The organism is Rummeliibacillus pycnus (assembly GCF_044359855.1).
Lineage (GTDB): Bacteria > Bacillota > Bacilli > Bacillales_A > Planococcaceae > Rummeliibacillus > Rummeliibacillus pycnus_A.
The window spans coordinates 4,079,476-4,104,653 of sequence record NZ_CP132291.1 but is presented as its reverse complement, the minus strand read 5'-3'; the positions used below and the strand labels follow the sequence as shown (position 1 = coordinate 4,104,653).

The following is a 25,178-nucleotide window of genomic DNA, read 5'->3' as shown; positions in this document are numbered from 1 at the left end:
AATAGATTTTGTAAAATAACACAAATTAACAGTTCTCTTAGTGGGCTATTAGGAGTGATTAAGAAGTTGGGATATTTAGTTATTGCATTAATAATAGTTGCAATTGTATTTGGGGGATACCACTTATTAACGAAAAATAAGAAAAAACTAAAAAAATTTAGGGAAGAATGGGAGTCCGGAGAGTTTTTTCAACGTAGTGAAGATGATCAATCCGTAACAATGTACTGGGAAAATAAAAAAAATAATAATCCCAATTATGACGGTGTTGACCAGTTGACGTGGGATGATTTAGATATGCACAATGTTTTCCAAAAAATTAATTACACGCAGACTTCGGTCGGATCAGAATATTTATTTAATCAGCTTCGAGATATAGATCCAACTCATGAAAATATACAAGATGAAGAAGAACTGTATAAATTACTTGAAAACAATCAGGCCTTAAGGGAAGAGATGCTATTAATACTATCCGGACTTGGAAAAAAGGATTATACAAACTCTTCTTCATTTTTCTATGAAGAGTACAGTAAAATTAAGTATGCAGCTATTTATGTACTTCTCGCATTATTACCATTTGCTTCGATTTTTCTGATGTTTTTCAACCTAAAATACGGGATTCTGAGTTTAATAGGATCTTTTCTAATGAACACTACAATATACTATAAAAACAAACTTAAATTAGAAAATAGTTTGTATTCTATATCTTATATAGCATCCATCATTCACACTGGGAAACGCTTTGCTTCTGTTAAAAACCCACAATTTACAAACTTAGCAAACAAGTTTAAGAAAAATGTGGAACCAATCAAAAAGGTTTTATTTTTGGACAGACTAGCTTCAATTGGTAGAGGCGAAGGAGATATCGATGCTTTTTTTGAGTATATTCGAATAATATTTTTATTGGACTTTATTTCATACAACAATATCATTAAAACGATTTCAAATAATAAAGTAGAATACCGTGAATTATGGGAACTGATTGGGCAACTGGATGCAGCAATAGCTGTTGCATTTTACCGTAAATCACATAATGAATATTGTACCCCTACTTTTGTGAAGAAAGAGGAACTTTCGTTCAAGAATATGTTTCATCCACTTATTAAAAATCCAGTGACAAATTCATCGATATTAGGCAAGAGTACACTCATTACAGGGTCAAACGCATCAGGAAAATCAACGTATATTAAAGCAATTGCTATTAATGCGATCTTGGCACAAACAATTAATACAGTTTTAGCAGAAAGCTGGACAATGAAACCAAGTTATATCGTAACTTCAATGGCAATTCAGGATAATGTACTAGATGGAGACAGCTACTTTATAGCTGAGATCAAATCACTTAAACGTATTATTCAATTGTGTGAACAAGGTAAACCGTGTATATCATTTATTGATGAAATACTGAAAGGGACAAACACAATTGAAAGAATAGCAGCATCAGCCTCCATAATGGAATGGCTTTCTTTAAACAAAGGCATGAATATCATTGCTTCACATGATATTGAACTAACTGTAATGGCTAGTAGTGTCTATGAGAATTATCACTTTAGTGAATCAATTGAAAATGGCAAAGTTTATTTTGATTATACAATTCATCCTGGAGCATCGAAGACAAGAAATGCTATTAAGCTTCTTGAAATACTGAATTATCCAGAAAACATCACAATCAAAGCAACCAAATTAGCTGAGTATTTTACCGAGCAGAATGAATGGGAAGAAATAAAAGAAAGTAAGTAAGATTCCTACAATAAGAAAAATGATAGTCGAATGTTGTTTATTTACAATTAATGAAACAAATCATTCTCTTAGAACGTATTAAAAATAAAATACAATTTGTGAGGAGACAAAAAATGAGTGTCGCTGTTAAATATCAAGAAAGAGTTAAACAGGATTTAGAACTAAACGAACAAATTATTGATGTCATCGCTGGAAGAACGGCCCCTACTAATTGGGTAATGAAACTTCTTCCTGAAATTTCTTGGCTTACAAAAGAGAATATGCCAATGGTATTAGCTATTACAGACCAAAGATTACTTGTCTATAAACAACAAATAAATTTGGACATTCAGCTCGCTATTGGAATACATCGTTCTGATATAACTGAATGTAAAGACGCAAATGGTCTACTAAATGGAGCAGTTCAAATAACACTAAAAGATAATCAATCTTACAAGTTTGTTTTTAAAAAGGAACTTGTTCCCGCTATTCTAAAAGAAATAAACAAGTAATTGCCAAAAGAGGACATTGAAGAAAACAGTGTCCTCTCTATTTTTTATTATATCAACAATAATTATTTACAGAGCCTAAATAAAAAAGACCGTAGAGAAACTCGTTATTCTACGAGTTTCTTTACGGTATAAACCTCGAGCATATTGCTCTTAGCTCCTTTTATATCACCAATCCCACTTGTACCTTTTCTCCATCAATCTTCACATCAAAAGTTTCCTTTACTTCAATACTTTCATTGTAATAAAGGTTGTTCACTAATAGCGAGGATTTTAATAGCTCTGTGAATCTTTCAATGACTACTGTATTCCCTTTAAATGCAAGATCAATGTATTGCTCGACTGGTAGGTTTAGATGTTTCCGTTTTTCTTGTACCTGTCGGATTAGTTCACGGATTTGACCTTCCTGTTTTAAATCCTCTGTTAATCGAATATCTACCAAGACTTCAAATTGTGCTTCCTCTGCTAAAGCAAATCCTTCTGGTACATGAACATCCTTAAGGATATGTTCACTAAGTAATGTCAACAGTGCACCATCTAATGTAAATTCAAGCTTTCCTTCCTGTTTAAAGGTTGTTTTCTGATCTTCCTCAAGATGTGTTACAAGTTCCTTAATCTTATTCACGTTTTTGCCAAATGCCATTCCGGCTGTTTTGAAGTTGAGCTTATACTCGACAGTCAGGAACTCATCTAAGCTATTCACCCATTGAATTTGCTTTATATTTAATTCATCCTGAATAATAGTTGAATATGATTCGAGTCCTGAATTTGGTGTTACTACATTCATCGTAGCTAAAGGTTGTTTTACTTTAATACCCTCCGTATTTCGAATTCTTCTTCCAAGCTCCACAATCTTCAGTACTGCTGCCATTTCATCCTCAAGTTGAAGCTGAATTTCCTCTTCATGAACCTTTGGATAATCGGCTAAATGTACAGATTCCCCTGTCAATTTAGTATAAATTTCATCTGTAATATAAGGTGTAAAAGGTGCTGCAAGCTTACTTACAGTTGTTAATACTTCAAATAAAGTACTGTATGCAGCAATCTTATCATCAGATAGTCCATTTGCCCAGAAACGAGCGCGTGAACGACGGATATACCAGTTACTAATCTGTTCCAAAAGCTCACCAATTTCTCTACTCGCCTGAGTAAAATCATACTTTTCCATCGCCTTTTCAACAACTTGAACTGTATGATTCATGCGGGAAAGAATCCATTCATCTAGCTTTGTACGGACACCTTTTTTTCTAACATCATATTGAAAACCATCAATATTTGCATATAACTGATAGAAATGAAAGACGTTATCAAGTGTATCAACAAATTTAGATTTCGCTTCCTGGACAGTTTTATGTGAAAAGCGCTTTGGATTCCACGGTGCACTGTCCGTCATAAATGACCAGCGAAGTGCGTCTGCACCGTACTGCTCTATCATCTCAACTGGATCTAACGCATTCCCCTTACTTTTCGACATTTTGCGTCCTTCACCATCTAACACATGACCAAGGGATAATACACTTTTATATGGAGCCTGCCCCTTATATAAAGTAGAAACTGCTAAAAGACTATAGAAAAATCCACGTGTTTGGTCAATGCCTTCGATGACGACATCTGCTGGGAATTGCTCTGCAAACTTAATGTCCTGATTAAATGGATAATGTTGCTGTGCAAATGGCATGGAGCCGCTATCAAACCATACGTCAATTACTTCAGGAGTACGATGCATATCTCCAGAACAGTTTGGACAACAACCAACTACTCCGTCGATATATGGCTTATGCAGCTCAATATCTACTATAGGATTCTTTGAAAGCTGCTTCAGCTCTTCCATACTCCCCGGTGCTACCTCATGTCCGCAGCAATCACATTGCCAAACATTTAATGGTGTACCCCAATAACGATTTCGGCTAATATTCCAATCAATCACATTTTCTAAGAAGTTTCCGAATCGACCGTCCTTTATATGATGAGGATACCAATCCACTTCTGCATTTAAATTCAATAATTCATCACGATGATCGGACATTTTAATAAACCAACTATCTGTTGCGTAATAAAGAAGTGGTGAATCACAGCGCCAGCAATGCGGATAACTATGCTCGTATTTTTCCTTATCAAACAATACGCCTTGCTCTGCAAGCATTTTAATAATGTCAACATCACAATCTTTTACAAATCGTCCTTCTAGTGGAGGAACTGCTTTTGTATATCGTCCTTGCCCATCCACAACATTGACAAAGGAAAGTTTATTTTTTTGAACAACTTTATAATCATCCTCACCGTAAGCAGGTGCGATGTGTACAACACCAGTACCAGATGATTCAGTAACATAGTCTGCCAACACGACTTCATGACCTTTTTCAACTTTGACAAAATCAAGTGGTGCCACATATTTTGTTCCCTCGTAATCCTTTCCGTACTTTTCATCTAAAACCGTCATATCTTCACCAAATAGTTTTGATACTAATGATTTCACGACAATGTAAATTTTATCGTCTTGTTGCACACGTACGTATGTTAAATCTGGATGTACTGCTAATGCCACATTCGCAGGTAAAGTCCAAGGCGTCGTCGTCCATCCAAGAAAATACTCATTTTCTTTTCCAACTAGTTTAAACATAGCAGTTACTGATAAATCTTTTACATCTTTATACCCTTGCGCCACTTCATGTGAACTCAATGATGTTTGACAACTTGGGCAATACGGTGAAACGCGATGGCCTTTGTAAAGCTCTCCAGATTTATGAACATGGCTTAAAATTGCCCATACCGATTCAATATAATCATTTTCAAGTGTCACATAAGGATTCTCCATATCAATCCAGTAGCCTAATTGCTTAGTAAAGCTACGCCATTTTTTTTCATAGCGAAAGACGGATTCCTTACATTTTTTCACAAACTTCTCAACACCATATTCTTCAATCTCTTGTTTGCCTGAGATGCCAAGCTCTTTCTCAACTCCAAGTTCAACAGGTAAGCCGTGAGTATCCCAACCAGCCTTACGCTCCACATAGTACCCCTGCATTGTTTTATAACGTGATACGATATCCTTCACTGTACGACCAAACGCATGACCAACATGTGGCATGCCGTTTGCTGTTGGTGGTCCTTCGTAAAAAACAAAGGGTTTCTTACCTTTTCGATTAAAAACGGACTTCTCAAATGTATGTGCGTCATGCCAACGCTCTCTTACTCTAGTTTCTCGTTCAAAAGCTGATTCTTTCATCTGTAATTCCTCCTATACATTTGTATAAAAGGCATACAAAAAACACCGCCCCCTTCGCAAAGAAAGGGACGGTGTTACCCGCGTTTACCCTAATTCTATTGAATAAATCCGATCTCAATAGCACTCAGCGACGTACAATCATACGCGTTCCTTTTAACGGTAGAACCCCGAGTTGACTTACTGTCCATTCAGCCAACTATCTCAGAGACGATTTTCATTGTTTGTTTGAACACTGATTCACACCACACATCAGCTCTCTGTTGATCAATACAAATAACTACTCTTTCTCTTCCACGAATTTGTATGCTTTTATTAATAAACAATTATAAATGGAGCAATTGCCAAAAGTCAAATTCAAATTACTTAAAATTAAGAATTATAGATTTATTCCATGTGAATTTCACTCTTCATCGAAATAGTAAGACCAGCTTGCAGTTCACATTTTTAAGTTTTTGTTTAAGAAATCCCGACTAAAACTCCTCTTTGGATCCTCTATGTTGATTCTTATATCACCGATTCCTTAGTTCCCAATCAGTACTTGTAAACTCAGGTGCGATGTTTTTTTGATCCGTTTTAATTTGAGGTTGCAACACATACCATCCTCTTTCATTTACAGTGCTGTCAGTAGTATATCGGAAGCGAATAAACTTCGTTCCCTCTGGTATTTGGTAAGACTGTTCTTGCCATTGATCACTAGCTCCTGTAAAGAATCCAAGCTCATTCCATGTTGTTCCATCTAAAGATATTTCAACATTTCCGATATCCGAACCTTCTTCCATTCGGTACCACGTTAGAAAAGAAAGAACGGACGGCTTTTGAATGTTCACTTTAGCCTGTAATATGGCATTTTTTTGGTCACCATATCCGGCAAACCATGCATTTTTATTTCCTGGAATAGCGACTGGGATGGCATCTGCAGCCTGTCTTGCCACAAGTCTTCTCGTTTGATTTATAGATTCGGTATTACGTGTTGGATGTACACGATTGGTTAGCAAGATAACGATGGCTTTATTTTTGGGGCTAATGACTAAAGAAGTTCCTGTATAACCTGTGTGCCCTATTGTATTCACATCCGTTAATCCATCCATATACCATCCTTGATTTAAATCAAATCCAAGACCATGGTCATTGCCAGGAAACGCTTGATTCATATTTTGCTCCATTAATTTAACCGTCGAAGGTTTTAAAATGAGCGCTTTACCATATTTTCCATCATTTAAAAACATCTGTCCTAAAATTGTTAAATCATGCGCGGTAGAGAACACGCCTGCGTGGCCAGCTACACCATCTAAAGCCCATGCATTTTCATCGTGAACTTGCCCCCATACAATGCCTCTTCCAGTCCACGGCTGATATTCTGTAGCAGCAATTCTAGGTTGTAAATAAATGTCAGGATTGTACATAGTATCTTTCATACCTAATGGATCCGTAATATATTGTTTAACATATTCATCCAGTCTTTGCCCTGTCATTCTTTCAACAAGAACACCCAATGTAATCATATTTAAATCACTATACGTATACTTCGAACCAGGTGGATTCGCAAGACTATGTTTTAAAACGGCTTTTAAGCGCTCTTCTCTAGATGCTCTCATTTTATATAACTCGATTCCTTGTTCAAATCCAGATGTATGGGTCATCAGTTGACGAATTGTAACATTCTCTTTCCCGTTTTCTGCAAATTCAGGTATATACTTTGCTACTGGGTCGTCGAGTTGAAATTTTCCTTTCTCATATAATTGCATTGCTGCAATGGTAGTAAAAATCTTACTAATCGAGGCAATATCGAAAATAGTATCTTGTTTCATTAGAATAGGTTGGTCTGCTTCAGTAAATTGATCATCCAAATATCGGTAGGCATATCCATATGCTTGCTCTTTTACTGTGATACCTTTTCTTGTAACTGAAACAACTGCACCAGGCATCACTTTTTGGTTGAATGCATTTTGAATAACTTGATCGATTTCGTTCAAAGGTGCCTCAACCATTCCTGCATCCTTTGGTTTACCATCACGTATAAGTTGTGCTGATGAACCTGGATGATCCCATGAAAATTTATCATACTGATAGTTCACCTCAATTTTTTTAAGTTTTGATGCATTAGTAAAGTCTAGAATTCCTAATGAAAATGTCGCACTTATTATGCCAATTGAACATGTTTTCCATAACCACGTTTTCAAACGAATCCCCCCTATTTATATTGCAGCCCGAATCCAAAATCATATAGTTTAGGTATTGTTACGGGTAACTTTCCATTTGGTTGAATCTCCCCTGTTAATACTTTAGTTAGCGCTCGTGTTGATATATCACGATTACCATATGTCAAGATATTTGCATCTACTTCTGGAAAGGCCATAATGTCATAAGGGTTTCTCATAGATGCTACAACAACAGGTTTTCCTGTTTGTTTCAAAGCTTTTACGAGTGATTGTTGTGCACTATTCGTATTGGCATTATAGGTCGTCACAATAATAACATCCACATTTTGAGCTTTAGTCACTGCTGTTTGAATTTGAACAGAAGAAGGGGTTGTACCGGTAATAGAATCAATTGAATTCATCCCTTTTTCTAAGAGAAACGTAGCTAATCTTTCTGAATTTGCGACTGTTGGTCCTGTTACTAAAATTTTTTTCCCCTTATGTAGCGGTAATATTTGATGATCATTTTTAATTAATGTAATGCTAGTTTCAGTCAATTTATCTGCGATCTTTAAATTTTCAGATACTCCAATGCTACCTATTGCTTCTTTTTTAACGAAAGGCTGTTGAATAATTCCACGTTTATATTTTGCAAGTAAAATTCTAGAGACAGACTGATCTAATCGTTGTTTGCTTATTTCTTTTGACTTTACAGCTTTTAGCACGGCATTATATGCGATTTCTACATCTGGTGGATTAAGTAAAATGTCTGCTCCCGCTTGAAATGCTACTTTAGGTATTTCATCCATTGGCAAAACATTTGCCCCGGACATATCTAAACTATCGGTTATAATTAACCCATCATATCCTAATTGTTTGCGAAGGACCCCTGTCATAATTGGTTTTGATAAAGTCGCAGGAAGCCCAGAGTTATCAAGAGCCGGAACAACTATATGCGCCGTCATGATGGCATCAATGCCGTTTTGAACGGCTTTTTTAAATGGTTTTAAATCCACATTATTTAATGTTTGCAGATTATGATTCACTATCGGTAAGCCATAATGTGAATCTACATTTGTATCTCCATGACCTGGAAAATGCTTTCCGGTTGCAATGATATTTTGACTTTGAAGCCCATTGGCCTGGCGGATTCCTAATAAAGCAACTAGATCTGGATTTTCAGAATAGGATCTCACACCGATTACTGGATTTTCTGAATTTACATTTACATCTAAATCAGGAGCAAAGTCCATATTAATGCCTAAGCTTTTTAATTCTAATCCCATAATTTCAGCTGATTTCCCTGCTAAATCTGCAGATCTTGTTGCACCAAGTGCCATATTACCTGGGAATACGGTAGCAGGTTCTGTAATACGTGCAACAACTCCCCCCTCTTGATCTGTAGAGATGAATAAGGGAATTTTTGACCCTTGTTTAAGAGCAATTTCTTGTAATCCATTTGACAATGATTGTACCTGACTCAGCTCAACAGGGGTTCCAATGTTTTGAGACCAATTGAAGTATATGACGCCACCAATATGATATTTCTCAATAATTTCCTTAAAGTTTGCCCCGCCACGTTTCTTCTCTATGTTGATTGCATCATAATCTGGATCAATAGGTGTTTTTCCGTAAGCATGTACGATAAAAAGTTGTCCTACTTTTTCTTCTATTGTCATGAGCTTTACTTTCTCTTTAACCCACTTTTTTGCCATTCTTTCCTCATTACCATTTGAATTTTTCTTCGCTTGAGACATAGGAACATTTGATAATGTAAAAAAAAGCATTAGTGTCAAAATGAAAATAACAACCCTTTTCTCCATTTAATCTACCCCTTTGCTCAATATTTTAGTCCTTTCACTTTCAAGTCTAACACTTCATATATATTGATCTATTCAACTTTGTATCATTTTATCAGAAAATTTATAATATTTAAATTTATTTCGTGAAGTTTTTCATAAATATTGGAACTATGACTAATGATAGTAACTTAGTATGCTTATCAGTTAGTTTTAGATGTTGACGTGTCGATCCATCTTTCATAGAAAAAAATTAATTTCAATTAATGTTGTAACAATATTAGTGTACGACACATAGTATGTGAGTATACTGTATCACATATAGTAAATAAACAAGGAGGTGGGTGTGGTGTATGAGCACTTTATTGAATTCATTAACGACAGAGCTTAGGAGAGGGACATTGACTTTAGCTGTTCTAAGTCAATTACAAACTCCCCAATATGGATATTCACTCGTTCAATCATTGGAAAAATCAGGTGTTTCAATTGACCAAAGTACATTATATCCTTTGCTTCGCAGATTAGAAAAACAAGAGTTAGTATCGAGTAGTTGGGATACTGCTGAGAGTAGACCTCGTAAATATTATATTTTAAGTGAATATGGATTAGAAATTTTCATGCAGTTAAAAAAGGAATGGATAAAAAATTCGAAAGTTCTGTACGGATTATTAGACGAGGAGGAAGATAAATGAATCTGATTGATATTTATATAAAAGAAGTTACTAAGAGACTTCCTGAAAATAATCGTGAAGATATTAAACTTGAGTTACGGTCCACCATAGAGGATATGCTACCTGATGATTACAATGAAGAAAATGTAAAGGCGGTTCTTGAAAAATTAGGGAGTCCAGTCACGTTGGCTAGTGGTTATCGAGATCAGCCAATGCACTTAATTGGTCCACGCTATTTTGATGTATATGTGACGCTTCTAAAAATGATTTTACCGATTGCCGCTGTCATTTCGTTAATTTCAATGATTGCCGTATATTTAATTGGATATAGTGGAGAACAAGCGGTTATTAATATTATTTGGAGGCTTCTGGGCAAAGGAATAGATACCATCATTGAAGTAGCGATCCAAGTATTCTTTTGGCTAACACTTGTGTTTGCTATTTTAGAAAGATCAAATAAAGAAAGAGATGAGCAGCCATTAACAGCAAGCCTTAAAAAATGGACTCCTGATGATTTAAAAAATATCCCCTATGTCCCTAAGAAAAAAACGATTTCAAAAGGCGAAGTATTTGGAAGTTTAATGTGGACTGCGATTTGGTCAACTATTTACTTTTATGCGAATCATCTTGTAGGTGTATATGAACGCGGAAGAAACGGACTTGAATTGGTGACTCCAACTTTTAATCAGGAAGTTTTACTTGGATATTGGCCAATCGTTCTTGTTGTAATTGGTATCGAAATAGCATTAGCTCTTTATAAATTAATAAAGGGGCAATGGACAAAAGGAATAGCAATTTGTAATACTGCATTCGAGCTTATTTCAACCATTGTATTCATTGTTATCCTAACAAATCCGAATCTGATGAGCCAAGATTTTATTACGTATATAGCTGATTTATTTACCATAACAGTTAATCAATTTGAAACACGGATAGTTAGCGGCGGAATTTCCATCTCTATTTTATTTGCAGCAATCAGTGTATTTGAAGGTTTCCGCAAGGCTAAAATAAAAATGAATTAATTATTAATATCGTACGATTACCTCCCCTTCATATCTAAATCCATAAATGACCGAAAATAGACAATTGCATATACATTTTCAATTATCCCGCATAAATTATTACCAGATCATTTCAGGGGAGTTCTTCTCCCCTTTCTAATTTCAAGAAAAATTGCGCTTTCCCTCCTCTTCCTCTCCCATTTTAGTAGCACTTTTTATTTCGAATAGTAATCGATCTCCTGTTTAGGTATTTGCTAGGTTAATAACACAGTTCAAATTTTTGATATTTCCCCCATATTTACTTGCCCATTTTTGATTAGTTTAATATGAAAAATTTATTTCTGGATAGTTTCAATTAACAGACATACAAGTTGAAAAAAATAGTTATTAATAATGGTCATATTTTAACTAATCCAGTACATATTATATAAAATATATTTTTTGATGAAATGAAAAAGGAGGTGCGGAATTATGACAAAAGTAGTTTTAATAAATGGCAAGTATTTAGCCATCTTAAATGAATCACAAGTTATTGAAACAAGAGAATTACCAGAAGGTGTTAACCTTGGTGCGATGGGAGAAGTTGAATACGACCACCAGACCGGTCAAATTATTATTGATGGACAGATTATTTAATCTGACTCCATCTTTTTTTATGATTAAATCTTTTCTTTCGATTCCTGTTCCGCTACAGACGGCGCTTTCCACGGGCTTGCCTTCAATCTCCTCTTCCAAACACGATGTTGATAACGAAGCCGTTGCCGCAGGACGTGGCGTTTTTGGACTTTGTTCCTTTAAATACGTTCCTACGGGGCTTTCAATCGCTTTATTTCCAAATAAAAAACAGCTACCTTCACTATGAGAAGGTAGCTGTTTTTAAATTGAGGACTGATTGCCTTGTTGTCCTCTTATTATAAAAAATACTTTGTAAGTGCTTTCTTATTGGTTTGCAAGAAAATGTTAAAGAACTGTGTAGACTGTGAATTTTCCCAGTGTAAAGTACCGCTTTTACCAAATAAACAATCCTACAAGCATTGCACTTAATAATGAAACAGCAATACCACTGATAAGAAGTTTCCACACATTTTTACCGATAATCGCTGATTTCTTTTCGTTTAAAAGTGAGCTAAATGCGCCGTAAATCATACCAATTGTACTGAAGTTCGCAAATGATGTTAAGAATGTTGCTGCTACCGCAACAGTATGTGGAGCCATTGAATGAATATGTTTCGTTAAATCTATCATAGCAACGAATTCGTTGGTTGCTAATTTCATCCCCATTAGTTCTGCAACATACATAGCATCTTTTGTGGGTAAACCAAGCAAATATGCAAATGGACTAAAGATGTACGAAAAGACTTTTTGAATCGTTAATCCATGAACTACTAAACCTAAAATTCCATTCACTGCAGCTGTTAAAGCTACATAGCCAACAAGCATTGCCGCAATAACGATGACCATGTTCATACCAACTAGCATACTGTTAGAAATGGTTGAGAAGAAATCCTTCTTCTCTTCTTTAGTTGGTTTATAAACGATATCCTCTTCGTTTGGAACGTCAACTGGATTCAGCATATTGACAACAAGCAAAGCGTTTAAACAGTTTAGCGGAATCGCACAGAAAACATACGTCGCTGGAACCATTGATAAGTAAGCGCCTACAATAGATCCACTAATACAACTCATACTCATAATCCCAAAAGTAAGTAAACGATTCTCTTTTAAATTATCCAATTGATTTCGAATAACAGCTAATGCTTCCGTGTTTCCTAAAAACATCATTTGGATAGAGTAGAAACTTTCTAATTTTGGTAATCCTGATACTTTAGATATTACCCAACCTACTTTATCAATAATCCAAGTCAAAATACCGAAGTAAGATAAAATATCAAAGAATGTAACAATGAAAATAATTGGCACCAATGCACTGAAGAAAAAGTCCACATTGTGATGTGCTAAAGCACTTGGCCAAACAAATGAAATCCCCTCATTTGCACACTTAATTAGCCAATTAAAGAAGTCGGCAATCTTATTAATAATCCAACCACCGATCGTCGTTTTTAACATAAACCACGTAATCAGTACTTCAGCTATAAGAATTGTAACAATGGCACGCCATTGTATTTCTTTCTTGCGAGGCGAGCATAGGAATACGATTCCCATAACAATAATTAACCCCAACATGTTCAATAAAAAATACATATAAGCAACTCCTGGCTATAAGAATAAGCAACAAAAAAGCCCTTACATTTTTCACAATTGAAAGAATGAAAAGTAAGCGCGTCAGAGTAAAAATAGTCCAATTCACTTGAAAAACTACTTTTATTCAAACTTTCCTGTAGTTAAGTAATGAAGGATTCTAAGTATTAACAATCATTCCATCAATGATTCAATACAAGGAAATACTTTTGTTTAATTGATAAGAATATTACACTCCGCAAATTGAATTATCAATATTTTATCATTTAGTCGCAATAATAAAATTAACTTGAAAATTCTTAAAGGTCAGACGACTAACTTTTATAATGTACAAAAATTAATTTTCTCTACAATATTAGTTATTCCACAAATTCATGTTTCTAATCAATCACTTATCATTTATGTTTATTCAAGAATGAATCAATTCCATAATTGTATTTCTAGATAAAAAATACGAACACATTATTTGCTTGATTAGAATAAAAGATTAGCTCTTCATTCCGCTACAGACGGCCGCTTTCCCCGGGCAAGCATCAAGCCTCCTCCTCACTTCGTTCGTGCGGGGTCTTGATTCGCTTGCTCTTCCCGCAGGAGTCGCCGTCTTTCGCTCCATTAGAAATATTCTATAGGATATGGAATGAAACAGCGTTTATTCAAATTTATTATGTTCACATTTTTATGCTAAACATCGAATTATAAAATTGATTTGAATAGGAAATAATAATTTTCTTTCCCCTTTATTTCCCAATAGCTCAAAATCTTGATACATAAGAGTTAATTTTCATTTTTTTCAGAAAAAACTTTTTTAAATTTTTATGAACAAAATTCTATTATAATGAAATTATCTTTTTATGAAGAATTGAAGTGCAATTTTTGACAAATAACTGCGGACAAAGGGATAGTTGGGAGAGTAAAAATGCGCAATATTATTACCATCATAATTGGTTCTGTTTTAGTTGGGTTTGCTTTTAATTTTTTTCTAATACCGCATAAAATTCTAAGCGGTGGATTAAGTGGCATTGCAATAATTCTAGGTATTGTCACTCCTTTAAATACAGGTGTGTTAAACTTCTTATTAAACCTACCTTTACTTATAATAGGATTATTAAAATTAGGAAAACGATTTATTGGTTACACGATTTTGTCAGTCATTGTACTTTCAGTTAGTCTATATGTAATTCCTGTTTACGACATATCAGATGAACCTATTTTAGGGTCGCTTTTTGGTGGCGTTCTAGCAGGTGTTGGTGTTGGAATTATCTTCCGTGCCTCAGGATCTTCTGGAGGATTCGATATTATTGCTATGCTGTTAGCAAAAAAAAGAGATTTTCCACTTGGTGCTATAATTTCTTCTATGAATGCTGTTGTTGTTTTGATCTCAGGTTTTGTATTTAGCTGGGATGCTGCTTTACTAACGTTATTATCCATCTACGCATCTGGCAAAGCGATTGATATGATTCATACAAATAACATCAAACTAACACTTATGATTATTACTTCTAAAGGTGATGATATGAAGAAGCAGCTTCTTACAACTCTCTATCGAGGTATTACAATTATGGACGGCGAAGGTGCATATACTGGAGAGAACAGAAAAGTTCTAATTACGGTCATTACACGTTATCAACTTTCAGATGTTAAAAATATCATTCATGAAGTGGATCCTCGCGCTTTTGTCAATATTACGGAGACAAAAGAAGTGATCGGTATGTTTGACCGGGGATAATAGTATTTCAATCTTCAATTGATTGAAGAAAACGATTAACATAATACCTGATAAATTAAGTAAAAAATAGAGTATAAAAATACTCTATTTTTTTTGCATTCAAAAATCTACATTTTTCACTTACTCTTTTTAAAACATGGTTATTACATATCCACATATGATGCAGAAAAGAGTTAACGAAAAATAATTTTCGTTAACTCTTTTATTAGTTCTTATGAAAGTCTACCCTTAAAATCTTCATAATTAAATTGATGAAGAATACGACAATCTCCATTTTTATCTTTAATCATAAGATTCGGTAGCGCCATTCCGTTGAACGTATTTGTTTTTACCATTGTATAAATCGCCATGTCACCAAATACGAGACGGTCGCCATTTTTCAATGGTTGATCAAAGGAATAATCTCCAATGATATCGCCTGTTAGACATGTTGGACCACCAAGACGATACGTATATGATTTTTCCCCTTTTTCTCCTGAACCGAATAGAGGTGGACGATACGGCATCTCTAACACATCTGGCATATGACAGCATGCGGAAGTATCTACAATTGCAATATCGATACTATTTTTCAGTGTATCAAGTACTGAAGTTACTAGGACACCAGCATTCAATGCAATTGCTTCGCCAGGTTCTAGATAAACTTCTACATCATATTTTTTCTGAATTCTTGTTATACATTCTTCCAGTAAAGAAATATCGTAATCTTCTCTTGTAATATGATGACCGCCGCCAAAGTTAATCCATGCCATTTGAGAAAGCCATGGTCCGAACTTTTCTTCAATCGCGTCAAGCGTTGTTGCTAAATCATCAGAATTTTGCTCGCACAGTGTATGGAAATGAAATCCTGAAACACCTTCAAGTAATTCAGGACGGAATTGATTTAATGTCACACCGAATCGAGAACCTATGGCACATGGATCATAAATTTCATGACCTTCTTGTGTCGAGCATTCTGGATTGATACGTAAACCTATACTTTTCCCAGCACTTAATACTTTATCGCGGTACTTTTCGACCTGTGAAAAGGAATTGAAAACGATATGATCACATAATTCGATAATCTCGTCGATTTCATCTTCACGATAAGCTGGTGAAAAGACATGATTTTCTTTACCCATTTCTTCATATCCAAGCTTTGCTTCGTATAAACCACTACCGGCAGTACCACTCAAGTACTCACCAATCATTGGATACATTTCATACATTGAAAATGCTTTTTGAGCGAGTAGAATCTTGCATCCTGTTCGATCCATAACACCTTTTAGAATTTGGAGATTCTTCTCAAGTAATGATTCATCTACTACAAAACTTGGAGTTGGAATTTCACTAAATTTCATCTTAGTCTACTAACTCCGGATTGAAGCTTTCTTTCCAAGGAAGTCCCCATTTGTTTAAGGCATCCATGAATGGATCTGGATCGAATTCTTCAATATTGTAAACGCCTTTTTTATCCCAAGTTCCTGTCATTAACATCATAGCGCCAATCATAGCAGGTACACCTGTAGTGTAAGAAACGGCTTGTGAGCCAACTTCTTTATAGCATTCTTCATGGTCACATACATTGTAAACATAATAAGTTTTATCTTTGCCGTCTTTTTTACCACGGAAGATACAGCCGATGTTTGTTTTACCTTTTGTGCGTGGACCAAGTGAAGCAGGGTCTGGTAATACAGCTTTTAAGAATTGAAGTGGAATAATTTGTTTTCCTTCATATTCAATTGGTTCAATAGAAGTCATACCAACATTTTCAAGGCATTTCAAGTGAGTTAGGTAGCTTTCACCAAATGTCATGAAGAAACGAATTCGTTTAATTCCAGGAATATTTAAAGCAAGAGATTCGATTTCTTCATGGTGTAATAAGTACATATCTTTTTCGCCAACTTCTGGGAAGTTATACTGACGTTTGATTTCCATTGGTTCAGTTTCTACCCATTCACCATTTTCCCAATAGCTACCGTTTGCAGAAACTTCGCGGATATTAATTTCTGGGTTGAAGTTTGTAGCAAATGGATATCCATGGTCACCTGCGTTACAGTCAAGAATATCAATGTATTCTATTTCATCAAATTCATGTTTTAGAGCATAAGCAGAAAATACACTTGTTACACCTGGATCAAAGCCGCTACCTAGAAGTGCTGTAATACCAGCTTCTTCAAATTTTTCACGGTAAGCCCATTGCCAGCTATATTCAAATTTTGCAGTATCTTCTGGTTCATAGTTTGCAGTGTCTAGATAGTTTGTTTTTGTAGCTAGACAAGCATCCATGATTGTTAAATCTTGATATGGTAATGCCAAGTTCATTACGATATCTGGTTTTACTTCTTCAATTAACGCGATCAATTCATCTACGTTATCTGCATCAACTTGTGCAGTCGTAATTTTAGTACCTTGTCCATCTAACTTTGCTTTTAAAGCATCACATTTTGATTTTGTACGGCTTGCAATACAAATCTCTTCGAATACTTCACTGTTTTGAACAGCTTTATGAATGGCAACAGAAGCCACTCCTCCACAACCAATAATAAGTGCTTTTCCCATCATTATCGCTCCTAACAATATATTTTTTACAAAGCATTTCTTGGTATCTTTTCAGCAATCAAAGTTGCTCCAGATTAATTCTTTCCAAGAAAACATTCATTGACACAACAAAAAAACAAATCAATGCGGCTTTTCACGCTTATCCCACGATATAGATTCTGTCATTTCAGTTCTATACTGAGATAAACGGGCGTTTTTCGCTTTCCAATAAAAAAAGCAAGTGCATAACGCATATCGCGCATCACTTGCTTTTGATATAAAGACAAATAGAAAGAAAATGTACAAGTATTATTACATATGTATCCTTTAACCATAAAATATCATGATTTTACGGCTGAAAGCTCTTTACTATTCAAATATATCATATTAGGATCAGAGTCTATATAGCAAACAATTACTTTTACCACTCTTATTGACCGTTTCACAAGTTGATGTGCGCTTGCACTGGTTGTAAAGTAACCAACTTATAAAATTTGAGCTTCTAACTCAATCAATAAGGCAACGAAAAAGTTGCCAATCGGCATTTGACCCGGCACACCGTTGCCTTAACTCTCCAAAAGGAAAATGGTCAAAATCATCTGCTTGGAAAACCCCGATAGTTTGTATATCAGCTTTCCAAAATTCATAACTCAATCATAATATCAACTAATAACCAAATTATCAATAGGGAAAATTGAAAATAATTCGATATTCTTGAGTTGATAATATGTTATTTTTTGATTTTTACGTTTGTTCCGCATTTCTCTAAATGGAAAAAATGAATCACCGTGAAAACAAAAAACGAGCCATTTCTCAATAATTATCAAGAAATAACTCTCTTTTTAAGGCAGTATAAATGTTTTAGCGTCCTCTTTGCAAAGATTAAGAAATCCTTGATATCAATTTTTCTACTATAACGATTAATACTCTGCTCTCAAAACTCGAATATTAAAGATTTTGTGGTAAATAACAAAATACAAAACAGGCAACGCTAATAACATTAACATTGAATATTGCATTGGGAGCGTCGTATTAATCAGATTGCCTAGAACAATAAAAATAATCGTAGCCATTACAAATTTTAACATTTCCATTACTCCTTCCTTTTCAGTAGCAGTTTTAACTTTCATTTCATAAAAAGTTTTTGGTATTGCATAACAAAAAAATGCGACTTTGTAAATCTAATTTGCATTATCTTATAAAAAGAACATAGAAAATTACGTTTTATTAATTCTATTTTACACCTATATGTCTGTTTTGTGAACAAAATGTGTAGATTTTTTTAGAAATTAAAAATTTTATCCTTATTTTTACTTTGTTGTAACAGTTCTTTATTATTTCGAACTAATTTGTCCAATAATTTGTAACAAATTAAAAAGGCCCCTTTTGAGGAGCCCTTTTCTTAAGCCCTAATTTCAATTAGAAATTAGAAATCTTAATTGTGTTTAATTATTTGGATTTTTGACTATTAGAAACCTAAAATATTTTTTTCCTGTTCCTCTTTCGGCACCATACTTCCCCCAGTTGCCCAAACAATATGTGTAGCATTCGGATTTTGAGCCGCTTCAGGTAATTGTTTTAATCCGATAAATCCTGCAGTTGCAGATGGCTCAACGATAATTTGTTCAGCCTTATATAACTCACGAACAAAATGAGATAATTGTTCATCTGAAATCGTCATAATACCATCTAATAAAGGTTCCAACTGTTTTCCTACGAATGAGGATGGGCGACCTACTGCTAACCCGTCAGCAATCGTTCGATTGGATAATCCGATATCCTTTACAGAAATTTGATCGTGTAGACCTGTTGCCATTCCTAAGAGCATGCAAGGTGATTCCGTTGGCTCAGCAAAATAACAATGTACGTATTCGCCAAAACTTTCCTTCAGACCATAGGTAACTCCACCTGGTCCGCCACCAACTCCACATGGAATATATACATAAAGAGGGTGATTTGCGTCCACCACAATCCCTTCTGTTTTAAGTTGATGCTTCAATCTTCTCCCTGCAACTGCATAACCACCGAATAGTTGTTTTGAATTCTCGTCATCAATAAAATAACTATTCGGATCTGCAAGCGCCTCTGCTCTCCCTTTATCAACAGCTAAGCTAAAATCTCCACTATGTTCAACAACTGTTACAGCCATTTTCCTTAAAAGCTGCTTCTTCCACTCTTTCGCATCATGCGACATATGAACCGTGACCTTAAACCCAAGCGTTGCACTCATGATCCCGATACTCAATCCTAAATTACCTGTGGAACCCACCACAATTGTATATTTACTCAACAAATCTTTAACGCGCTCCGACGTAAAAATAGCGTAATCATCATCTTTCGTTACAAGCTGGTGCTCCATCGCAATTTTCTCCGCAGCATAAAGCACTTCATGAATCCCTCCACGTGCCTTAATAGAGCCGCTAATTGGTAAAGCATCATCTCTTTTTAAGTAAAGTTTTCCGGCTACTCCTAGTTTCTCCTGCATTTGCTGAATGTACTGTAATGGAGATTCAATTCTTCCCTTATTTATTTTCGTTTCAGGAAATACCTTTTGAAAATAGGGTGCAAAGCGATTTAACCTCTCTTCTGCATCATCGATAAGTTGTGAGTCAATTTGATAATTAGTTGATTTCTTCGGATTTTGCCAAAGTATCGATTGCCTAGTTTGTAGTCTTTCAATTAGTTCTTTAAAAGGTGCTAAATCCATTCCCATCTCCTACTTTCTTTTAGCGTTCTTTTCATTATACTCTATGAAAAAACACAAGAAAAATCCAGCATTTCTTCTAATTTATGAAGAAATGCTGGATTTATTTAGAATAGCTTTAATCACTAATCATCTCTCTTTTTAAATAGTTATTTGATCATAAATGTATCAAAAAAGTACATACAATCATTCTAGAATGAGATACTTGCCAAAACTAACCCCAACAATCCTAATATTGCAATGGGTGCTAAAGCTTTTCCTGAATCGTTTACACGAATATGAGAGATGGCGCCACCAATTCCCACTGCAGTAATCAATACTGCACCCCAAAAAACATATTCTTGATACCAATAACCTACTATTAAAAAGGCAACTGCTACAGTTTCCACTAACCCAGTAATAACTCTAAACCATTGTGGTAATTTCAAATGAGTGAATGTGTTCTTATGGCTTGTCGAGCCGAAAATTTTACCAAGTCCTGCATATACAAAGACTAAAGCTAATAACCCCTGTAAAATCCATATGAAAATATCCATCATTTTCACCTCCCTACTTGTTATTCACAATCGTTATTTCAACAATTAAGGCAACCTCATCTTAAAATGACCTATCATCATTTCTGTTGATTTTGCTACCTATATACAGCATATTCACCCTCTATAAAAGCGGTTACTTTAAAGCCTTTACAAGAGTTTTCGTGCAATTAAAGGAGACATTAATTGACGTAAAAAAACTACCTAATATTCAAATACTAGATAGTTTATTAATTTACTCTGTATAGATAACGCAGGAATAGAGTTTTTTTTAGATTAGTAAGGTCTGCGCTCCTTTATCTACAGGAATTTGATATTTTCTAACGATAACTTAAGGACTATGCCACTCTTACAATCACAAACGAATGGAGGCTAAATTAAAAGACCTAAGTCTGGTAGAATACCGAACTCAGGTCCTTGAAGCTGCATAAATTATTTGTCTAACTTTATTGGGTTATTTCATTATCATCTAATACACTTTGCATCCCAAGTAGCTCCAAACAGGATCTCAACAATGGATTGGAGAATTTGGAGAGTATCATCTGGCATCATTTTTCTTTGATGAAGATAATTATCCGAACTCCATGTAAACAATTCTTTTCTATTTCGAGGTCTGGACCAATTTCTTGTAATACATCCAATACTCTTAGTTACTCATCCATCATTTCAATTCCTATACCATCTCCTGGTTTAAGGCCATTTTTCATTTATTCATCACCGCCTCCACTATTTAAAAAGTGTAACGCTGCTTCTCTATAAATTGCTGTCGTAACAGCCAACTCTTCAATATCTACATACTCATTTATTTGATGTGGAATATCTCTGTCTCCTGCTCCTATCGTAACAATTGGAACCTCATGCATATAAAGGAATGTCCCATCCGTTGCTCCAGGTACACCATTATACATGGGTTCTGATCCTGTTACATTTCTGACAGCTTCATAAGTTGCTTGGACAACAGGGTCTTCTTTTGAAGTGCTGGTTGCAGGACGATTATCTAAAACCGTTAATTTTACTTTGAAATCCGGATCATCCTTCTTTAGTTTTTCGATAATCGTATTGATTTTGCCAAGCAATTCATCATGATCTTGAGCAGGTATAGTTCGAATATCCAGTGTCATCATACAATGATCTGGTATGACATTAATTTGCGCATCTCCTTTAACAGGCGCTTTAAGAATGGTTGGTGTAATAGAAGGCCATTTCAAAAATGGATCTTCACCTAATCTTTGTTGCTCTTCTTTCTCTAGTTTTTCCAGCTCCACAATCAGTCTAGCCATTCTCCAGTTTGGATTAATCCCGCTCCAAGACATGGCCCCATGAGCCATCTTGCCAAAGACATCGACTTGAAGACGAATCGCGCCACGCTGTGCTATACAAATTTTATTTTCTGCAGGTTCACATATAATGGCACCATCTACGCCATCCGCCCATCCTTGTTTGATAAAATGCTTAATACCAAGCATTAAACCCTCTTCATCAACAGGGATGCAAAGAATTATTTTTCCATTAAAAACTTCTTTATCTAGTAGTAGCGATTGTACTGCTGTAATCATGCATGCTAAATTACCTTTTGTATCATTTGTACCTCTACCATACATTCGTCCATCAACAATTTCTGCGCTAAAAGGATCATATGTCCATGCCTCTCTATTTCCTTCCGTTACCACATCTGTATGGCCTTCAAAAAGGAGAGTTTTCCCTGGTTTACCTGAGTCAATAACCCCAATCACGTTTGGCCTTCCTGGTACCACTTCTTCCACATAAGTTTCGATACCGATATTTTCTAAATACGCTGCAACAAACATTGCAACTTTTGTTTCGTTGCCTTCCGGATCATTTTCTCTGTAAACACTAGGAATTTGCACAAGTTTTTTCGTCAAATTAATAACTGCCTTTTTATCTCTTAAATACGTTTCGTTAATTGCTTGAATTTCCATGCGCTTCTCTCCCTTATTTATAATTAATAAAAAACGTAGAATTCATAAAATTCCATAAATAAATTATATTTTATAAACACTCTCATTTAAGTAGACACTATGTTAATACTTAACCGTAAAAAATTAACATAGTGTCTATAAGTTTTAAGCTTAATATTCCTTTGTACACCTTTCTACTTCGATATTGTTTAATCAAGCTTTGAATAGAAAAACCAGCATTTCTTCACATATACATGAAAAGACGCTGGTTTATAGTAAGTATTTATATAATTTATATCATCCGGCACTTACTAATTCCTTAAAAAAACTCATACATACATCCAGAAGGAACGTACTATTTGAGGTGGTTTACTTGTGTATTCTTCCACAAAAACTCATTCCCACTCCTCTTCTAATACAGCATAATAATACTCATCCCACCATTCAGTTCCATTTGGAATACATTTTTTGAAATAGCCTTCTCTTCTCATTCCAATCTTCTCCATAACTCGATAGGAAGGTATATTCTGGGGTTGACATGTTGCAATAATCCTATGTAATTTCAACTTTTTAAAACCATATTCTAATACGGCTTGAGCTGCTTCTGAAGCGTATCCATTATTATAATATTTCGGATTAAACACCCACCCAATTTCATAAGTATGTTCACCAAAATACTTAAAAAATGCGATGTGACCAATGACAATTTTCCCATCCTTCAATACCACAGCAAACTTCTCAGCATTTTCACCACTATTTTCATTAACAAATTCCTTGGCATCTTTTTCGGTAAAAACGCCTTCAGGTATATATTTCATAACATTACCATTTGATGTGTACTCATAGACATCTTGCCAGTCTTCTAATTTTAATTTACGTATCATTAGCCTTTTTGTTTTTATATCCATTTCACTCTCTCCTATCTAACAATATTCATCCATTTATCTTTATTTCAATAGTAAAGATATAAAAACCTCTAAAAATCTAATTTTTAATTCTACTTTTTCTAACCTTCCCTACCCTAGTGAAATAAACCATGTATGTCTTACACTGCAACAAATTATACGAACAGAGCCTTATTAACCCTTAACTTGTTTATCAGCCACATGTATAAACAGTTAATCGGATTAAATATATATCAACTAATTTCACTAAAACACTCTTGAATAATCTGAACAATTATTTAAATAAGAGATTCAATCATATAAATTATGATCATAAATGACTGCATACTTAACATACAGTAAATCCAGCATTCCCCCACCTATAATCTGGAAAAACACTGGATTCCCTCGAGCATAATTTTATTAGATGCGATTGATTGTCCAATCTAACAATAAAGAAAATTCTGTAAATTCCAATCATTTATCTTTTATTATTTTTCAAATTCATGATTACATCTTCCAACTTCTCGAATTTCTTTTCAAAACGGAGAAATAGATATACAGTAATTGCTATTGGAAATCCAAAATTACCAAGTAAACTTACCCAAAGTGGAAATTCTGTAGGAGTCATTTTCTCACCTCGTTTCTATTAAGTGATTGCTTACAGCCATTAATTCGATCATTTTCTCTTTCGTAAAATCCCCAAAATCCATCGATTTCTTCTAAATCGTACATTTTTATGATATTAACTAATTTGAGTTGGAGTTCTTGTTCTAGATCATCTCTGTTTTGAAAACTAGTTTGTTGTAGGGTTTTTTTTATTTTGGGTTTGAAAGCCTTTAATACCTTTTCAACTGCTTCAGTGTCATGTTTTGAATCAATTGCCAACTGATATAAAGTTTCAACCATTAAAATCCCCCCTTCAAAATCGAATTATAAAATACAATTTTCCGAAGATAAATTCAAATCTCTTCTAAGTTTCTTTATTGCTTTATTGCGAGACTTTGATACGGCTTGCTGTGACTTTTTTAAATAGCTTCCAACTTCTGAGTCTGTCCATCCTTTTATATAAACAAGGTAAAGTATATTTCTTTGGTTGGATGTTAATCTCTGCAATGCCTTATAAATACTAGGATCTGTTATATAATCTAGAATGTTATCGGATTTTAATTCAAAATCTTCGTGATAGATTGCAAAGTCTTTTAGAGACATTTCTGAATCTTCTTTTACTGGTTTATCTAGTGTTAACGGAAAACGATAATTCACTTTACTAATTTTTTTATCCAAATTTATTGCATGAAAGTAAAGTGTTGAAGAGATATATGCCGTAAATCGAATATTAAAATAAAATCCTCGAAACGCTTGATCTAACAGTTCTTTATTTTGAAAAGTTGGATGACAAATGGACTGTTTCAACAATTGATAATTCGCTTTTTCGGATAAAAAATCTTTAATAACTGGATTATTTAAAAACTCTTCATTATCTTGTATGAATTCAAGGAATTTGCAACACTCTTTTTCATTCACCAACTTTAATCCCCCCTTAAACGTAGTTAAGCAATTTCGATTAAATGAATATATTTTCCTAATATCACAAAACTGATATGTGGATACTGTTTAATCCTTTTGTATT

General features: G+C 34.6%; 20 protein-coding genes, 1 pseudogene and 1 other annotated feature. Of the genes and pseudogenes, 7 read left to right on the top strand and 14 right to left on the bottom strand.

Features of this window, described 5'->3' with window-relative positions; translation table 11 throughout:
* Positions 1–66 precede the first annotated feature (66 nt).
* Together Q8X41_RS20130 and Q8X41_RS20125 are read left to right on the top strand one after the other, a co-directional pair.
* Complete coding sequence (locus Q8X41_RS20130; RefSeq protein ID WP_397538032.1) at positions 67–1,737, top strand: hypothetical protein; 1,671 nt, start codon at positions 67–69, stop codon at positions 1,735–1,737.
* A 113-nt stretch (positions 1,738–1,850) separates the two neighbouring features.
* The gene (locus Q8X41_RS20125) at positions 1,851–2,228 is read left to right on the top strand and encodes a hypothetical protein (RefSeq protein WP_397538031.1); all 378 of its coding nucleotides are present in this window, start codon (positions 1,851–1,853) and stop codon (positions 2,226–2,228) included.
* Positions 2,229–2,388: 160 nt separating this feature from the next.
* On the opposite strand, the gene ileS is transcribed toward Q8X41_RS20125, so the two are convergent.
* The 3 genes from ileS to Q8X41_RS20110 all read right to left on the bottom strand — a co-directional run bounded on the left by ileS (position 2,389) and on the right by Q8X41_RS20110 (position 9,412).
* Complete coding sequence (gene ileS, locus Q8X41_RS20120; RefSeq protein WP_397538030.1) at positions 2,389–5,451, bottom strand: isoleucine--tRNA ligase; 3,063 nt, start codon at positions 5,449–5,451, stop codon at positions 2,389–2,391.
* Between the two features lie 61 nt (positions 5,452–5,512).
* Positions 5,513–5,754 (bottom strand) — a binding site (T-box leader).
* Positions 5,755–5,960: 206 nt separating this feature from the next.
* The gene (locus Q8X41_RS20115; protein WP_397540312.1) at positions 5,961–7,568 is read right to left on the bottom strand and encodes a serine hydrolase; all 1,608 of its coding nucleotides are present in this window, start codon (positions 7,566–7,568) and stop codon (positions 5,961–5,963) included.
* Positions 7,569–7,642: 74 nt separating this feature from the next.
* Positions 7,643–9,412, bottom strand: a complete 1,770-nt coding sequence (locus Q8X41_RS20110) for a glycoside hydrolase family 3 protein (RefSeq protein ID WP_397538029.1) — start codon at positions 9,410–9,412, stop codon at positions 7,643–7,645.
* A 329-nt stretch (positions 9,413–9,741) separates the two neighbouring features.
* Between Q8X41_RS20110 and Q8X41_RS20105 the strand changes: the two genes are divergently transcribed.
* From Q8X41_RS20105 to Q8X41_RS20095, 3 genes are all read left to right on the top strand, one after another.
* A complete protein-coding gene (locus Q8X41_RS20105; RefSeq protein WP_397538028.1) occupies positions 9,742–10,080 on the top strand; it encodes a PadR family transcriptional regulator in 339 nt (112 codons plus the stop codon).
* A complete protein-coding gene (locus Q8X41_RS20100; protein ID WP_397538027.1) occupies positions 10,077–11,081 on the top strand; it encodes an HAAS signaling domain-containing protein in 1,005 nt (334 codons plus the stop codon). The genes Q8X41_RS20105 and Q8X41_RS20100 overlap by 4 nt, the downstream gene beginning before the upstream one ends.
* 450 nt (positions 11,082–11,531) lie before the next feature.
* Positions 11,532–11,696, top strand: coding sequence for a hypothetical protein (locus tag Q8X41_RS20095; protein ID WP_397538026.1), 165 nt, complete (start codon positions 11,532–11,534; stop codon positions 11,694–11,696).
* A gap of 372 nt (positions 11,697–12,068) precedes the next feature.
* On the opposite strand, the gene Q8X41_RS20090 is transcribed toward Q8X41_RS20095, so the two are convergent.
* Entirely contained in the window at positions 12,069–13,262 is a 1,194-nt protein-coding gene (locus tag Q8X41_RS20090; protein WP_397538025.1) for a NupC/NupG family nucleoside CNT transporter, read from the bottom strand.
* Positions 13,263–14,175: 913 nt separating this feature from the next.
* On the opposite strand from Q8X41_RS20090, the gene Q8X41_RS20085 reads away from it, so the two are divergent.
* Entirely contained in the window at positions 14,176–14,985 is an 810-nt protein-coding gene (locus Q8X41_RS20085) for a YitT family protein (protein WP_397538024.1), read from the top strand.
* Between the two features lie 212 nt (positions 14,986–15,197).
* On the opposite strand, the gene nspC is transcribed toward Q8X41_RS20085, so the two are convergent.
* From nspC to Q8X41_RS20060, 5 genes are all read right to left on the bottom strand, one after another.
* Complete coding sequence (nspC, locus tag Q8X41_RS20080) at positions 15,198–16,325, bottom strand: carboxynorspermidine decarboxylase (RefSeq protein ID WP_397538023.1); 1,128 nt, start codon at positions 16,323–16,325, stop codon at positions 15,198–15,200.
* A gap of 1 nt (position 16,326) precedes the next feature.
* Positions 16,327–17,526 carry a saccharopine dehydrogenase family protein gene (locus tag Q8X41_RS20075; protein ID WP_397538022.1) on the bottom strand — a complete coding sequence of 400 codons (1,200 nt, stop codon included), beginning with the start codon at positions 17,524–17,526 and terminating at the stop codon, positions 16,327–16,329.
* An 899-nt stretch (positions 17,527–18,425) separates the two neighbouring features.
* Positions 18,426–18,593 carry a hypothetical protein gene (locus Q8X41_RS20070; RefSeq protein WP_397538021.1) on the bottom strand — a complete coding sequence of 56 codons (168 nt, stop codon included), beginning with the start codon at positions 18,591–18,593 and terminating at the stop codon, positions 18,426–18,428.
* 380 nt (positions 18,594–18,973) lie between these two features.
* The gene (locus Q8X41_RS20065) at positions 18,974–20,212 is read right to left on the bottom strand and encodes a D-serine ammonia-lyase (RefSeq protein WP_397538020.1); all 1,239 of its coding nucleotides are present in this window, start codon (positions 20,210–20,212) and stop codon (positions 18,974–18,976) included.
* A 188-nt stretch (positions 20,213–20,400) separates the two neighbouring features.
* Entirely contained in the window at positions 20,401–20,745 is a 345-nt protein-coding gene (locus Q8X41_RS20060) for a DoxX family protein (RefSeq protein WP_397538019.1), read from the bottom strand.
* A 350-nt stretch (positions 20,746–21,095) separates the two neighbouring features.
* On the opposite strand from Q8X41_RS20060, the pseudogene Q8X41_RS20055 reads away from it, so the two are divergent.
* Positions 21,096–21,173 (top strand): annotated as a pseudogene (locus Q8X41_RS20055) (hypothetical protein); the annotation flags it as partial.
* Positions 21,174–21,449: 276 nt separating this feature from the next.
* On the opposite strand, the gene Q8X41_RS20050 reads toward Q8X41_RS20055, so the two are convergent.
* The 5 genes from Q8X41_RS20050 to Q8X41_RS20030 form a co-directional block, all read right to left on the bottom strand.
* Complete coding sequence (locus tag Q8X41_RS20050; protein WP_397538018.1) at positions 21,450–22,682, bottom strand: M20 family metallopeptidase; 1,233 nt, start codon at positions 22,680–22,682, stop codon at positions 21,450–21,452.
* Positions 22,683–23,056: 374 nt separating this feature from the next.
* Complete coding sequence (locus Q8X41_RS20045; RefSeq protein ID WP_397538017.1) at positions 23,057–23,569, bottom strand: GNAT family N-acetyltransferase; 513 nt, start codon at positions 23,567–23,569, stop codon at positions 23,057–23,059.
* Between the two features lie 457 nt (positions 23,570–24,026).
* Complete coding sequence (locus Q8X41_RS20040) at positions 24,027–24,176, bottom strand: YvrJ family protein (RefSeq protein WP_397538016.1); 150 nt, start codon at positions 24,174–24,176, stop codon at positions 24,027–24,029.
* Positions 24,173–24,454 (bottom strand): helix-turn-helix domain-containing protein, encoded by a 282-nt coding sequence (locus Q8X41_RS20035; RefSeq protein ID WP_397538015.1) that lies wholly within the window; start codon positions 24,452–24,454, stop codon positions 24,173–24,175. Before Q8X41_RS20035 ends, Q8X41_RS20040 begins: the two co-directional genes overlap by 4 nt.
* Positions 24,455–24,478: 24 nt before the next feature.
* Complete coding sequence (locus tag Q8X41_RS20030) at positions 24,479–25,072, bottom strand: sigma-70 family RNA polymerase sigma factor (RefSeq protein ID WP_397540311.1); 594 nt, start codon at positions 25,070–25,072, stop codon at positions 24,479–24,481.
* Positions 25,073–25,178 lie beyond the last annotated feature (106 nt).